Origin of the sequence: Ruegeria sp. HKCCSP346 (genome assembly GCF_017872595.1) — a bacterium.
Classification (GTDB): Bacteria; Pseudomonadota; Alphaproteobacteria; order Rhodobacterales; family Rhodobacteraceae; genus Ruegeria.
The window spans coordinates 484157-498301 of record NZ_JAEDOT010000002.1 but is presented as its reverse complement, the minus strand read 5'-3'; the positions used below and the strand labels follow the sequence as shown (position 1 = coordinate 498301).

At 57.6% G+C, this 14145-nt stretch carries 12 protein-coding genes; 1 reads left to right on the top strand and 11 read right to left on the bottom strand.

All coding sequences use genetic code 11. The features are described 5' to 3' along the window. Positions 1-354 precede the first annotated feature (354 nt). A complete protein-coding gene (locus tag I9185_RS10880; protein WP_171637228.1) occupies positions 355-822 on the bottom strand; it encodes an Lrp/AsnC family transcriptional regulator in 468 nt (155 codons plus the stop codon). Between the two features lie 127 nt (positions 823-949). Here I9185_RS10880 and I9185_RS10875 point away from each other — a divergent pair, with 127 nt between their 5' ends. Further along, positions 950-4411: an indolepyruvate ferredoxin oxidoreductase family protein gene (locus tag I9185_RS10875; RefSeq protein WP_210093058.1), complete on the top strand. Its 3462-nt coding sequence runs from the start codon at positions 950-952 to the stop codon at positions 4409-4411. A 280-nt stretch (positions 4412-4691) separates the two neighbouring features. Here the strand turns inward: I9185_RS10875 and I9185_RS10870 are convergent, their stop codons facing one another. The 10 genes from I9185_RS10870 to hisD all read right to left on the bottom strand — a co-directional run bounded on the left by I9185_RS10870 (position 4692) and on the right by hisD (position 14140). After that, positions 4692-5387 (bottom strand): RraA family protein, encoded by a 696-nt coding sequence (locus tag I9185_RS10870; protein WP_210093057.1) that lies wholly within the window; start codon positions 5385-5387, stop codon positions 4692-4694. Next, a complete protein-coding gene (locus I9185_RS10865) occupies positions 5384-6079 on the bottom strand; it encodes an alpha/beta fold hydrolase (protein ID WP_210093056.1) in 696 nt (231 codons plus the stop codon). The genes I9185_RS10870 and I9185_RS10865 overlap by 4 nt, the downstream gene beginning before the upstream one ends. Beyond that, positions 6076-7200, bottom strand: a complete 1125-nt coding sequence (locus I9185_RS10860; RefSeq protein WP_210093055.1) for a cobalamin-independent methionine synthase II family protein — start codon at positions 7198-7200, stop codon at positions 6076-6078. Before I9185_RS10860 ends, I9185_RS10865 begins: the two co-directional genes overlap by 4 nt. A 10-nt stretch (positions 7201-7210) precedes the next feature. Further along, positions 7211-7813 (bottom strand): class I SAM-dependent methyltransferase, encoded by a 603-nt coding sequence (locus I9185_RS10855; RefSeq protein ID WP_210093054.1) that lies wholly within the window; start codon positions 7811-7813, stop codon positions 7211-7213. Beyond that, positions 7810-8775, bottom strand: coding sequence for a cupin (locus I9185_RS10850; RefSeq protein ID WP_210093053.1), 966 nt, complete (start codon positions 8773-8775; stop codon positions 7810-7812). Before I9185_RS10850 ends, I9185_RS10855 begins: the two co-directional genes overlap by 4 nt. A gap of 191 nt (positions 8776-8966) precedes the next feature. After that, positions 8967-9956, bottom strand: coding sequence for an ester cyclase (locus tag I9185_RS10845; RefSeq protein WP_171723894.1), 990 nt, complete (start codon positions 9954-9956; stop codon positions 8967-8969). After that, a complete protein-coding gene (locus I9185_RS10840; protein WP_209835380.1) occupies positions 9953-10996 on the bottom strand; it encodes a LacI family DNA-binding transcriptional regulator in 1044 nt (347 codons plus the stop codon). The genes I9185_RS10845 and I9185_RS10840 overlap by 4 nt, the downstream gene beginning before the upstream one ends. Continuing rightward, complete coding sequence (locus I9185_RS10835) at positions 10996-11760, bottom strand: SDR family oxidoreductase (protein WP_210093052.1); 765 nt, start codon at positions 11758-11760, stop codon at positions 10996-10998. Before I9185_RS10835 ends, I9185_RS10840 begins: the two co-directional genes overlap by 1 nt. Further along, positions 11760-12812, bottom strand: a complete 1053-nt coding sequence (locus I9185_RS10830; RefSeq protein ID WP_210093051.1) for an ester cyclase — start codon at positions 12810-12812, stop codon at positions 11760-11762. The genes I9185_RS10835 and I9185_RS10830 overlap by 1 nt, the downstream gene beginning before the upstream one ends. After that, positions 12809-14140: a histidinol dehydrogenase gene (hisD, locus tag I9185_RS10825; RefSeq protein WP_171170235.1), complete on the bottom strand. Its 1332-nt coding sequence runs from the start codon at positions 14138-14140 to the stop codon at positions 12809-12811. Before hisD ends, I9185_RS10830 begins: the two co-directional genes overlap by 4 nt. Between the last annotated feature and the right edge of the window lie 5 nt (positions 14141-14145).

Sequence of the window (14145 nt, the reverse complement as noted above, 5' to 3'; positions counted from 1 at the left end):
AACAGGAAAATCGAAACGCGAAGCAAAAAAATGGCTTCAGTTTCGAAATTCGGTTTTGCGGCTGTTCGGCGTCGATGGAAGCTTCCGCCCAGAGGGCGGCGCAGAAGGCGGAATCCAAAAGGTTGCGGTCGAAAAGGCAACCACGTTTTACCTGCCTTGAAGCTGAATTGCGCGACGGTTTTTGGGGGCGCTCCCAGACCTGATGCGTGAAAAATTCTATGAACATCAATTCCGTGGAGTTTGGCGGGCCAAATCGTAGCTTGGGAACGGGTTCGAGTGGATCTTTCGCTTGGTGCGTTCAAAGCTTTGCAACAAAGCCGATACCAGCCGGAAAGCCCCACCCGGGAACCGATCTCAACAGGAAGGAATGGGCAGGGCGTTGCTGCGTTTGATTTCGCGCAGAACGACATTTGTTTGCGCGCTTTCCACCGCCGGCAGGCGAAACAGGAATTCTTCAAGAAAAACGTTGTAAGCCCCGATATCCTTGCAGATCACCCGCATGTGGTAATCTGCCTGCCCGGTCGTTGCGTAGCATTCCATGACTTCAGGGCGCTTCTCGATCGCTGCAATGAACCGTTCAAGATGTTCCGGATTGTGCCGGGTCAGATGAACATGCACCAGGGCCTGAAACGAAAGCCCGGCGTGTTCAGGCGACAATTCGGCACGGTACTGCGAAATCAGGCCGGCCTCTTCAAACACACGGACACGACGCCAGCAAGCAGAGGATGACATGCCCACCCGTTGTGCAAGGTCAGCATTTGAGATGCGACAGTCCTTTTGAAGCAGCGCGAGAAGTTGGCAGTCACGTGAGTCGAGAAGCATCCGAGAAAAATACCCCAAATCGCGACAAAAGAAGAGATGATTTTTCAAGAATGCTAGGAAACGTCGGGAAGACAGAACAGATTCTTCAAAAATTTCCGGTAAAATATCCAAAAAAGGCGAGGTGTTCATGACTGACCAGTCCCTGAAATTCGATACTTACGCCCTGTCGGACCGATACAAAGCCTCAAAGGGTCGTGTTTTCCTGACGGGAACGCAAGCTCTGGTGCGCATCATGTTAGACCAGGCCCGCAGGGACGCAGCAGCAGGAAACAACACGGCCGGGTTCATTTCCGGATATCGGGGGTCTCCTCTTGGTGGGTTGGATCTGGAGCTGTGGCGAGCGAAAGAGGAAACCGAGGCGGCCAGGATCACATTCATGCCGGCCGTAAACGAAGACCTCGGCGCAACAGCGGTTCTTGGTGCCCAGCAGGCCTCGCTTGATCCCGATTGTGAGGTCGAGGGCGTGTTTTCGATGTGGTACGGGAAGGGCCCCGGAGTTGACCGTTCAGGGGACGCGTTGCGCCATGGCAATGCCTATGGCTCGTCGCCGAAGGGCGGGGTACTGGTTGTCGCGGGTGACGATCATGGCTGCGTGTCTTCTTCAATGCCGCATCAGTCCGACGTCGCCTTCATGACCTGGTTCATGCCAACGCTGAACCCGGCCAACGTGGCTGAATACCTGGAGTTCGGTGAATACGGGATCGCGCTGAGCCGATACTCGGGCACCTGGGTCGGGTTCAAGGCGATTTCGGAAACCGTGGAAAGCGGGCAATCCGTGCGGTTGAAGCCGGACCGTATGTTTACCTTGCCGGAAATAGATCTGCCGCCGGGCGGCTTGCACGTGCGCAGCGCCGATTTGCCAAGCCCGGCCATCGAGACGCGGATCGAACACAAGTTGCGGGCAGTCGAGGCTTTTGTCGAGGCGAACCCGATCGACCGGCGCATCTATGACATCAAGGATGCCCCATTCGGGATTGTCACAACGGGCAAAAGCCATCTGGACCTGATGGAAGTGCTGCGCCTTCTGGGGCTCGACGAAAGCGGATGCCGCCGTTTGGGCATCGACATCTACAAGGTCGGGATGGTTTGGCCTTTGGCGCGGCGCGATGCGCTGTCTTTCGTCCGTGGTAAAAAAGAGGTGCTGGTCGTCGAGGAAAAACGCGGGATCATCGAAAGCCAGTTCAAGGAATATTTCTATGACTGGCCGGGGGACAAACCCGAAAAGATGGTCGGAAAACACCGCGCAGCGGGTGATCCGTTGATTCCCTGGACCGGAGAGTTGAGCCCGTTGAACCTGATCCCAGTCGTTGCAGAGCGACTCGACCGTTTTTTTCCGGAAGAGGGTTTCTTGGAAAAGGCGAAGGCGCTGACGGACGAACCGCCATCCGTTCTGAATGTTCCGGGTGCGGTCAGGGCTCCGTATTTTTGCTCGGGTTGTCCCCACAACACATCCACCAAAGTCCCCGATGGAAGCATGGCTGCGTCAGGCATCGGCTGTCACGTGATGGCAAGTTGGATGAATCGCAACACGGTCGGTTATGCGCAGATGGGTGGGGAAGGTGTGCCGCATGTTGTTGCCTCGAAATTCAATGGCAACAAACATATCTTTCAAAACCTTGGCGAGGGCACTTGGTATCATTCCGGGTCGCTTGCCATTCGCCAGGCCGTGGCGGCGGGTACGAACATCACCTACAAGATCCTTTACAATGACGCAGTGGCAATGACGGGGGGGCAGCCTGTTGATGGCCCTATCAGCGTTTCCGGGATCGCCCAGTGCTGTCGCGCAGAAGGTGTGGACCGGATCGCGTTGGTTTCAGACGACATTACGAAATTCGATTCCAGCGATTTTCCGGCACGAACGAGCTTTCACCCCCGGGAAGAGATGGATGCGGTGCAGCGTGAGTTGCGTGACATCCAAGGTGTGACGGTTTTAATCTACGAGCAGACCTGCGCCACCGAGAAACGTCGTCGCCGCAAGCGTGGCAAAACAGAAGACCCCAAGCGGTTTGCTTTCATCAACCCCGCGGTGTGCGAAGGCTGCGGCGATTGCTCGGTCGAAAGCAACTGTCTGAGTATTGAACCATTGGAAACCCCATTGGGCCGCAAGCGAAAGGTCAACCTGAACTCGTGCAACAAGGACTTTTCCTGCCTGAACGGGTTTTGCCCCAGTTTCATTACGGTGGAAGGGGCGGTGCGGCGAAAGGAACCCAGGCAGAAACTGGATATCCCGTCGCTTCTTGCCAAGGTTCCCGACCCGCAGCTTCCTGACCTGCACGCGCCGTACGATCTTTTGGTCGGCGGGGTCGGCGGCACCGGTGTCGTAACGGTGGGCGCCGTTCTGACGATGGCGGCGCATTTGGAAGGCAAAGGCGCCAGCGTGCTGGATTTCACCGGGTTCGCCCAGAAATTCGGTACGGTTGTCGGCTATGTTCGCATTGCCCGCACGCCCGAAGAAATCAATCAGGTCCGAATTGAGGCCAATAGCGCCGACGCCGTCATCGGGTGTGACGTGGTCGTGTCTTCGGCGCCCAAAGCCTCGGTTCACTATCGCAAGGGCACAAAGGTCGTACTGAACCGTGCGGAAATGCCAACAGGCGACCTTGTTTTGCACCGCGATGCCCAGCTCAAGGTCGACGAAAGAGAAGCGTTGATACGCCGGACCGTCGGCGCAGAAAATGTCTTCGCGTTGGATGCAAACCAGTTGGCTGTGGATTTGCTGGGGGATTCGGTCTTTGCCAATACCTTGCTGTTTGGTGTCGCGTGGCAGCTGGGGAACATTCCAATCAGTGAGTTTGCAATCAAACAGGCGATCAAGCTCAATGGAACCGCGATCGAGGCCAACATAATGGCCTTTGATCTGGGGCGGGTGATCGCTGCAAACCCGCAGATGCTGAATGCGAGGGAAAAGAGCTTTTCGCAAGAAACATCGCAGCAGATAATCGATTACCGGTCCGATGAATTGGCGACCTATCACGATGACGGTTATGCGCAAAAGTACCGGGATCGCCTGGCCCGTCTGTCCGCAGCACTGCCTGACCAGATACGCGAGGAAGCGCTTTCGCTTGCGGCAAAATCCCTGTTTCGCCTCATGGCAATCAAGGACGAATACGAGGTTGCTCGGTTGCTGACATCGCAACAATTCGAGAAACAACTGCGGTCCGAGTTCGAAGGGGAATTTCGGATCAAATACCACCTCGCGCCACCGGTTCTGAGCGGTCGCAAGGATGAACGCGGGCGACCGCGCAAGCGAAGCTTTGGTGGTTGGATGACCCCCGTTCTGAGGCTCCTTTCGCGTGCACGCAGGCTTCGCGGCGGCTGGCTTGATCCATTCCGGTTTTCAAGGGACCGCAAGCTTGAAAACGAAACCCTGGCCTGGTTTCTGGCTGTCTTGGATCGCATTGAAAAAGTCAGCCCCGAGCTGGAGGCGGAAACCTGCCTGAAAATCCTGTCAGCCCCGCTGGATATCCGCGGTTTTGGCCCGGTGCGCGAAGCGGCAACACAAACTGTACGTGCAGATGTAGATGCCATGCTGAACGTGATCGGAGAACAGCGAAGGGATGCGCAGGGCGCCGCTTTTCACAAGGTTTGATTGTTCTTTCCGGAACCTGTCTGGAAACGCGGATTGTACACGGGGCTGAACGGATCTGAACCCCCTTACACTCCGGTGTAATGGACTTCTATCTGAAACGGTCCGGTTTGCGTTCGGGCGTCACCAGCAGCGGCGCGACGCGGCCACCGGACAGACGGATGTGGGTAACACTTCGTCACGGGCATTGCGTTGGCAGAGGCCGTCTTGCTCTGGGTTGACGAGCAAGGGACTTGTAAGTGCTTTTCACCCAGCCGGCTTTCATTGTTTCCGACCCCTGCGATCAGACCCTTGCTTTTTCAAAGGCGGCCCAGGCGGTTTCGAATGCTTCGAAATCAAACGCGGGCTCGCGGGCTGCGTCCAGAACAATACGTTCTGTCGCCAAAAGTTTTTGGATGGCACCTTCCAATTGATCAACGACATCATTCGGTATGACCAATGCACCATGACGATCGGCGTGAACCAGATCACCGGGGTCAACTGTCAGACCAAAAATCGAAACCTGAGTGTCAATCTCGCGGACGTGGACGAAACCATGGCTCGGGCCGATGGAACCAGCGACAACCGGGAACCCTGAAGGCAAATCCCCGAGATCCCGCATGACACCGTTGGTCAGAGCGCCAGACATTCCGAAACCCTTGTGAACCGTCGTATTGATCTCACCCCAATATGCGCCGATGCAATCGGGATAATCCAGATCCTCGATCACGGCGATTGAAGGGCCGGGTGCCTCGGCCATGTACCTGTAATAGGCCATACGTCGGGCTTTGATGACTTCGGGCGGCTCGGTCGGGGGATTGACCGCAGCGATTTTGGCGGTGCGCGCATAGCCGACGATGGCAGGCCCTTCGGGGGCCGAGCTTAGCATGGTGCCACGTGTGAACCTGTCGAACCCGCGCCTGCCCTGTGCCACCTCGATGGCATTGCAGACAGTTGGCGTATCGACTTTGCGAAGCAAAGACAAAAGGGACGGTGTCATGTGTCCTCCAGCCAGCGGGACAGCGCCGCTGTTGTTTTTTCAGGTTGTTCCAATGTCGGGAGATGGCCCGCGTCGCCGATGATCTCAAGCGCGCTTCGTGGCAACAGGTCATGCATAAGTCGGTGGCGTTCAACTGGGCAAAGCCGGTCTTCATGCCCGCACAAAACCAGAGCCCGTCCGGCATAGGCCGTCAGTGTCTCGCTTTGGTCCGGTCGGTTCATAAGTGCCTTGGACTGACGTATGAAAACGTCTGGGCCCAGGTCGGTGGCCATTGCCATGCACAGATCCAGGATCGCCCCCCGGTTCGGTCCGTCAGCCAGATACCCGGGCTTCATCTCGTCACGCATCACGGTCCTCAGCTGACCCTTGCGAACGGCGGACATCTGCGGCGTACGACGCGCTTTTACCTCTGGCTTTTCCGCCAGTGGATTAGTGTCAAGCAAGGCCAGACGCAAAACACGTTCGGGGGCTTGGCGCGTGACCTCCATCGCCACGATACCCCCCATGGACAGCCCGGCCAGCGCGAAGACCGGCGGTGCATTTCCAAGGATATCCTGGGCCATGGCCTCTATGCTGTCGTGATGAGACAACGGAAAGGTCATTACGGGCATTCTGCCCGACAGAGCATTGATCTGGGGGCCAAAAAGCCGGGCATCACACATCATGCCCGGCAACAAGATCAGAGGTTTCATGCCGAAGCCAGCTTTGCCCCTTCGGACAACGCCGCCAGCTTGGCATAGGCGATCTGGGGATCGACGGCGCCGAAACCCGCAAAAGTGCCAAAGCCGCAATCGCTGCCCGCGATCACCCGGTCCGGTCCCACGATTTCCGTGAACCGGTCAATCCGTTGGGCCACAAGTTCGGGATGTTCGACGAAATTGGTCGTGGTATCGACCACGCCGGGCACCAGAACCTTGTCATCGGGAATCTCGGCCTTGCGGTCCCGGAAGACAGTCCATTCATGGGCATGCCGCGGATTGGACGTTTCGAACAGGACATAGCGCGACTTGGTTGCCATCAGGGTGCTGAAGACCTTGTCCATGGCGATGTCGCAGCAATGAGGGCCTTCGTAGTTGCCCCAGCAAATATGTACCCGTACCCGATCCTGCGGGACGTTCTGAAGCGCGTGGTTCAGGGCCTCGACATGCATGTCGGCAATCTTGATGAACGCCTCATCCGACAGGTCGGTGAACAGCATGTGGCGTGACAGGGCAAGATCGGGGCAATCCAGTTGCAGGTCCAACCCGGCGGCGACGATGGTTTCGTATTCGTCCTTCATCGCGTCGGCCAACGCTGCCAGATAAGCCTCACGCGTAGGGTAGAAATCATTCTGCAAAAACAACGAGATCACTCCGGGAGACGCGGCATTCATGAAGCCGCGCTCGGCCCCGTGTCGAGCCATGGCCGCCTTGAGATTGGCGATGTCCTTTTGCAACTCGCCTTGCCCTTTTGATCGCACCTCACCCGTGCACATCGGCCTTGCGTATTGTGGCGTACCGCCGTCATCGGCCAGTCTTTGCAGAAAGCCGGGGAACATCTTCAAGTCTGCCGGCGCGTTACGAGGGCTGTCGCCCGAAAACCCGGTGTAGCGATCTTTGACATAGGTCGCATAGGAGATTTTCGAAGTTTCGCCGTCGCTGACGATATCAACACCGGCTTCGACCTGTTTGCGCACCGTTTCGGCCACGGCGTTGGCCATGCAGGTATAAAAGGCGCCTGTGTCATAAGGTTCGCCGTTTTCGCGGGCAAAAATAAAATCCACGACGTCCTGCGTTCGGGGCAGAGAGCCAACATGTGTTGTTTTTACGGTCATGGGGACCTCCTTAATTTTTTCGTGCCATCAGGATCGTGTGGCTTTGGGCTTCTGGGTCTTCGGCCAGGTATCCGGTCATTTGCAGCCCGTTTATCTCAAGACACCCGGCGTAACCGGCCGGGGACAGCGACGCGTGGTAGACAAGCTCTGATCCCACTGTGCCGCTGACCTCTCCGGCACGAGGTCCGACGGTCAGCATGAGCATTCCCTTGGGTCGCAAATGGCGCGCCATCCGGGCGATACAGTCTTTCTGCTCGTCCGCCGTAAGGTGGAAAAAGCTGTTCCAGGCAATGATGCCGTTGAACTGCTGATCCAGTTCAAAATTCCGCATATCCGCGTTGCGCCAGTCGCCATCGGGCCAACGGTCGCGGGCTATGGCAAGCATGGCGTCGGAAAAATCGATACCCGTGACGTCAAACCCTTCGGCCATGAACCAACGGGCAATCGGGTCGCCCGAGCCACAGCCCAAGTCCAATACGCGGTCACCCGGCTTCAGGCTGGCCGTGAAGCGCGCCAACCAGCGCGCTTCGAACAGGGCCTTGGAACGGCGCCTGTCATACTCGGTTGCCTGCCGTTCATAAACGGCGTGGGTGTCATTCGGGTCCGCGTTCATCCTGTCCAGGTCGCTCCTGCCGGGTCATCGGTTGCGGTGATCCGGTACAGGCCCGCCTGTCCGGTCATGGATGGCTGAATACCATAGGTTTCGCCAGGAAGAACCAAGGCCGTGTCGCCTACCGAGATCGTGGTCTCGTACCCGTCGATCGAAACACGCCAGTGACCGCTGGCCGGCATCAGAACCACTGGTTTCTCGGCAGCGATCGGTTGGTTCACTGCGGATCCGCGCCCCAGAAAATCGACCTCGAATCCGGGTTTGTCCTTGATCAACGCGTTTTCGCCAATCACCTTTGCGGGCTTATTGGCCGACAACGCCATCAGATCCCAATACCGCGCAACGTATCTGCCCACCACATCCTCGACAGGAACTTCGGGATAGCTTTTCAGCTGTTCTTCGGTCAGCACAGGCATCGGGCGGACATTGTGGGGCAGTTCCTGGCCCAGTTTGGAGTCGTACAGAACGCCATTGTCGCCCAGCATCAGACCGTGTGCCTGCGCATCTTCGATCACTTGAGGCGCCCAGGTGACGCCGCCACCCGCATCGTCTCCGCCCAGGATCGACATGATCATTCCGTAATCCTGGCCGACATTCTCAAAGCCCCGGAAAATACCCGTTGGAATGTTGAAGATGTCTCCTTCCTCGGCGATGAATTCCCCGGCCGTACCATAGCGGCCCCAGAAAAACCGCCAACGACCCTTGGCAACGAAAAAGACCTCGGCGGTGGTGTGGCTGTGCAGTGAGTTGCGGCATTTCGGCGGCTGCCCTGCCGCTCCGATGTTGAAGCCGATCTTGTCCGTGATGTGGACATGCTGGTCCGGAGATTCCGAGACGCCGCCGCCGATTATCGTGAAGTTCTCTTTCTGATCGCTGCCGGGAGTATGGGCATCGATAAAAGCGGTTTTACAGGGTTGAAGCTCGCCATAGCGGACGATGCGGGAAGGGATGGATGATTTTGTCATGACGTACGATCCGATTCAGCGTTTTTGGAAAGAAAGCTCGTGTGCCCAAGTAGGACAGGCCCTTACTTTCCGGGCGGGCGCAGGTTCAGTCGCCGCGCCCTCAGGCTTTGACGGTACATATGGAAAAGCCGAACGGTCCGGGGCTCGGACAGACCGCCCGACAGGATGCGATATGAGACCGGGCGGCCCACTCAGACCTCGCCGTTCTGCAACAGGATCTGCTTCCAGACCGAGGTTTCATCGAACAGGGTGTATTCACGGCGCAACTGCGGCTGCCCCGCAACAAGTGCGCCGAATTCAGCGTGGCTGATCCCGAGGACATAAACCTGCGCACCAGTCGGCGCGCCAAACACGCCCCAGCCGTCATGCTTGCCCCAAAGGCTCCAGCGAATTGCCGCACGCGGAGGCATATCAGGGTCATCTCGCCCGATCTGATGCTCGATCTTGAATTCCGCATTCGGAAAACTCGCCCGCAGTCCCATCCAGAAGCGGTCGATGGCCTGCCAGCCATGCCCGGTTACACCACCTACATATTCTGACTGAACAGCGCGGTCATATTCTGAACCGATCACGCCCATATCTGCGTTCATGATCCGCGTCAGAATGTCGGCGTAGCGCTGCCCCCATTCATTGTCATTCCCATGGCCTTTGTATGGTCCAGGCTGATCAATTTCGGGTGTCAGAGGTTTGACGCAGTTCTCTTTGCCGCCTTCCCGGGCAATCAGATCAGCGGCGTATTCCTTAGGGTCCCAGCCCATCTGGCGCACAATCGCGCCCTGATCGCGGATCAGCCATTCATCGTTGATCTGATTGTCGATGGCGTGACAATCCGCAAGAATCCGGTAACGCAGCTTGGTGCCGGTGGGCTTGCCATAGACACCCTCGGCCAAATGCGTGGCCGTTGAAATGATCCGATGAGAGCTCAACATGCCCTCTTCCGGTGTGCCGGACCAGATCACGTCTTCGCCTAGCAGCTGCCGGTCCGGAAACTCGGCCAGCGTTGCCATGGTAGCGCCGATCACATTCTGATTGCCCAACACCACCGAACCGGGTGAGCGTACCACAATGTCTTCGCTGTAATACTCATGCAGCGTGGCGATACCCCGATCTTCCCAGATCTCTTTGGTGATGCCGATGATATAGTCGGGGAAATCCCGGAACTTGGGATCGAAACCTTTCATGAATTCATCCTTTGAGGTGTCCAGCCTTTGGGCAGACGTGCCGATGTGCGCACGATCAGCGGCCCATCAATGGCGACTTTGCGTGCCGAAGCAGCTGTCGGGTTTTCGATATGATCCAGCAGGGCATCAACGGTCTCAGCAACCATCAAATTTGCCCGCTGGCGAATGGTCGTAAGGTTGTAGGCAAGCCATCCGGCCTGAGGGACGTCATCGTAACCAACGACAGACACGTCTTCGGGCACGCGCAATCCCAACTCGAACCGAATGACGTCCATGACCGCAAGCGCCATGTGATCATTGGCGACAAACACGGCGTCAGGTCGTTTCTGCGGTTCGACATCAAACATCCGGCGGGCAGCTAAACGCGCTTTCTCGGTGTGAAAATCTCCGATGTCGTGCGCATACAATTCCTGGCCCGCATCGTTGAGCGCGGCGCGGAATCCGGCCTCGCGGTCCCGCTGGGTTGAGGCACCCGGCCAACCGGCAATGTAGGCGATACGACTGTGCCCGGCGGTGATCAGAAATTCCGCAACTTTGCGACCACCGGCATAGTTGTCAGAAGTAACAGATGTGATCCCGTCGAGGTCCTGGCTGCGGTTGAACAAAACCACGGGCACACCCGCCTGCTGGCACCGGGTGGCAATGTCTGAAGACATCGCAACGGATGCCAGAACGACGCCATCGACTTGATAATCAAGGATTTCCTCCATCACGTCGTCTATGTTTCCAGCGGTTCTGGAGGCCATGAAAATCAGAACGTGATAGCCCTGTTCCTGCAAGGCATTGGACAGTTTCTCGAGCGCCTCGGGGTAGAAGTAATTGTCCAGATAGGCGACCACCAAACCGATGATCCTGCTTTTGCCGGACACCATCGCGCGTGCCAGCACGTTGGGGCGATAGCCCAGTTCAGACGCAGCCTTGCGCACTTTTTCTTCGGTCTTTTTGCTGACCGAGGCACCGGGCGTGAAGACGCGGCTAACGGCAGACTGGCTAACGCCGGCCAATTGGGCAACCTGGAGGGATGTTACTTTCTCAGCCATCAGTCTGCCGTCCAACCTCCGTCAATCAACATTGAGGTGCCGGTAACCAGTGCCGAGGCGTCCGAGGCGAGATAGCGTACCGCGCCCATGATGTCTTCGACTTCGCCCACGCGATCCAGTTTGATCTTCTCCATGATCCACGCGGCACGTTCAGGATTGTCGAATGTGGACTGGGTCAACGGCGTTCGGATGAAAGTCGGACAGACCGTATTGATCCGAATGCCCTGTTTGCCCCATTCGATGGCCATGGATTTGACCATGCCTTCCAACCCATGCTTGGTCGCGCAATAAAGCGCCCGATCAACCCCGCCAACATGCCCCATCTGGCTGGATATATGGATGATCGAACCCGGCTTTCCTGCCTCGATCAAAGCGCGGGCGGCGTAGGCCGACAAGAAGTAGGCCGAACGCAAATTGACGTTGGTGACAACATCAAAGTCATCGGGTGTTGTCTCGATAGCCGGGCTGTGGCGCGCCACGCCCGCCGAATTCACCACGATATCGAAGGCGCGGTGATCGAAAAGCTGTTTCAGGGCGTCCAAATCACCCTGATCCATCACAAGCGCTTCGGCTGACCATCCCTTCTCTTTCAGAGCGGAAACTGTCTCATTCAACCGATCCGCTCCTCTGGCCGCGCAAACTACATGTGCACCCGCCTCGGCCAGCGCTACCGCGCATCCTTGCCCGATACCAGAGGAGGCTCCGGTCACAAGGGCGGTTTTTCCATTCAGAGAAAATGAAGGGGTGCGCGGCAGTTTAGTCATCAGCTCATTCCATCCGGTATTTCAATACGACCCATATTTCGGGCTTTATTGAATTCACGCAGACGGGCAAAGACGTCAACGCCAAGCTGCCGGTACGCATCCAGCAAATCAACGAGCACCCAGTTTTCCCGGATCCTGCCGTTTTCCAAACGCCAGAAATCGAGGCTGCGCATGGTGATCTTCTTGCCTGACGGAGCGATGCCCATCCAACCATCGTCTGTGACGGTCTGGATCATGTTGGGCCAGCCCGTCACAGCTGCATATTCCCCGTCACCGAAGAAGTGATAGGTGATGTCGTCCACGAACTGCCCGCGATCCGGCATACCGTTCAGGAACGGGATCTGATGCCAGTTGCGGAACCCCGCAAACCCGCGCCCGGTGCCGATGCCCGAAGGACCGTACCAGTTCATGCGCGGGTGCCAGAACCGTTCCATCTCCATCACTTCGGGGCCGCCTTGAGACGGGTGTTTCTTGAGATGATCAAGCATGTCGATGATATGCTGGCAGGTCTGTTTTCCCTTGGTTTCATCATAAGGGCCGGGGACAAACCCGTCCTGGGTGGCGGGGCCTGGGACGTGCCATTCACGGCCCAGACTTGGCGCCATCGGCCAGGCATTCGCCTGCATCATGACTTCGGGGATGTCCCACAGGGCCTGCATCTCGACGATCTTGCCGTATTCGAAGCGGTAGAATTCATGAAACCGCATCGTGACCTGATGACCCGTCGGCGGGATGTCCAGCCAGGGGCCGGTGAAAACACCGGTGTAATAGCCGCCACACCCGACCCAATCTGCGCCGAACTCATCCGGGCCGGCCATGACGATATAGTCCCGCCGTTCAAGATCGGGCCATGCCGCCAGCAAGTCTTTGTAGCCAGTGTCATAGAAAGCATCGCTGCCGACGCTGTCCCCAAAGGGATGACACAGACGGAACACGGCATCCGGTGACGTGACCTCCGCCAAAGCCTGTCGTACGCCTGCCTCATTGAAATCGTACATCGCAGCCCTGAGCGGTTCGATCAGGGCCTTGTGATGTGTGTGTTTGTCACTCATTCAGCAGCGTCCCGGTAAGGGGCGGGCGCACCGTAGGGCACATTGATTCCGCCATATCGGCGCACGCGAACGTTGCACTGTTCCGCGTGGCCAACGAACCCTTCGAGCATGCACAGGCGCGAGCCATACTCGCCGATCAGCGTCGCGGCCTCATCCGTCAGAACTTTTTGATAGCTGTGCGTCTTCAGGTATTTACCAACCCAAAGACCACCCGTGTAACGCCCGGCCTTCTTGGTGGGCAGCGTGTGGTTTGTGCCAATCACCTTGTCCCCGTTCGAAACATTGGTGCGCGGCCCAAGGAACAACGCCCCATAGCAGGTCATGTTCTCAAGGAACCAGTCGTCGCGGTCAGTCATCACCTGCACATGTTCCGAGGCAATGTCATCGGCAACCTGCAACATCTCGTCATAGGTGTCGCAAACGATCACCTCACCATATTCGTCCCACGACACCTTCGCGGTATCCGCGGTTGGAAGGATGCCCAGCAGCCGGTCGACCTCGGCCAAGGTGTCATTGGCCAGATTGCGTGAGTTGGTCAGCAGAACGCAGGGGCTGTTGTATCCATGCTCGGCCTGCCCCAGCAGATCGGTTGCGCACAGCTCCGCATCTGCGGCGGTCTCGTCGGCAATGACCATCGTTTCGGTCGGCCCTGCAAAAAGATCGATCCCGACACGACCGAACAACTGACGTTTGGCTTCCGCGACAAAGGCGTTTCCGGGGCCAACAAGCATGTGAACCGGATCGATTGTTTCGGTGCCCAATGCCATGGCCCCGATGGCCTGAATGCCGCCCATGACATATATCTCATGCGCGCCACCCAAGTGCATGGCGGCAATTACCGCTGCATTGGGTTTGCCCTGAAACGGGGGCGTGCAGGCGATGATGCGCGGAACACCGGCGACCGAAGCGGTCGCCACCGACATATGCGCCGAGGCGACCATCGGGAATTTGCCGCCCGGAACATAGCAACCCACGGATTGCACCGGGATGTTCTTATGCCCCAGGATGACACCGGGCAGGGTTTCGACCTCGATGTCCAGCATTGAATCCCGCTGCGCCTGCGCAAAGTTGCGCACCTGTTCCTGCGCGAATTTGATATCGGCCAGCTCACGATCGGACAATTGCCCGATCAGGTCATCAATTTCCTGCTGGCTCAGGCGGAACGAGGCAGGTGAGTAGTTGTCGAACTTCTCACTCAACTCTCGCACCGCGGCATCCCCACGGGTTTCGATGTCTTTCAGCGTCGCTTCAACCACGGCGCGGGTCTTGGCATCATCTTCCGCCCGATCCGCATCGGATTTGCCGCGTTTAAGATACTCGATTGCCATCTTTC

Bases quoted from the DNA above. Each gene is read 5' to 3' on its own strand.
- I9185_RS10880 (WP_171637228.1), bottom strand. From the start codon at position 822: ATGCTTCTCGACTCACGTGACTGCCAACTTCTCGCGCTGCTTCAAAAG.
- I9185_RS10875 (WP_210093058.1), top strand. From the start codon at position 950: ATGACTGACCAGTCCCTGAAATTCGATACTTACGCCCTGTCGGACCGA.
- I9185_RS10870 (WP_210093057.1), bottom strand. From the start codon at position 5,387: ATGACACCGTCCCTTTTGTCTTTGCTTCGCAAAGTCGATACGCCAACT.
- I9185_RS10865 (WP_210093056.1), bottom strand. From the start codon at position 6,079: ATGAAACCTCTGATCTTGTTGCCGGGCATGATGTGTGATGCCCGGCTT.
- I9185_RS10860 (WP_210093055.1), bottom strand. From the start codon at position 7,200: ATGACCGTAAAAACAACACATGTTGGCTCTCTGCCCCGAACGCAGGAC.
- I9185_RS10855 (WP_210093054.1), bottom strand. From the start codon at position 7,813: ATGAACGCGGACCCGAATGACACCCACGCCGTTTATGAACGGCAGGCA.
- I9185_RS10850 (WP_210093053.1), bottom strand. From the start codon at position 8,775: ATGACAAAATCATCCATCCCTTCCCGCATCGTCCGCTATGGCGAGCTT.
- I9185_RS10845 (WP_171723894.1), bottom strand. From the start codon at position 9,956: ATGAAAGGTTTCGATCCCAAGTTCCGGGATTTCCCCGACTATATCATC.
- I9185_RS10840 (WP_209835380.1), bottom strand. From the start codon at position 10,996: ATGGCTGAGAAAGTAACATCCCTCCAGGTTGCCCAATTGGCCGGCGTT.
- I9185_RS10835 (WP_210093052.1), bottom strand. From the start codon at position 11,760: ATGACTAAACTGCCGCGCACCCCTTCATTTTCTCTGAATGGAAAAACC.
- I9185_RS10830 (WP_210093051.1), bottom strand. From the start codon at position 12,812: ATGAGTGACAAACACACACATCACAAGGCCCTGATCGAACCGCTCAGG.
- hisD (WP_171170235.1), bottom strand. From the start codon at position 14,140: ATGGCAATCGAGTATCTTAAACGCGGCAAATCCGATGCGGATCGGGCG.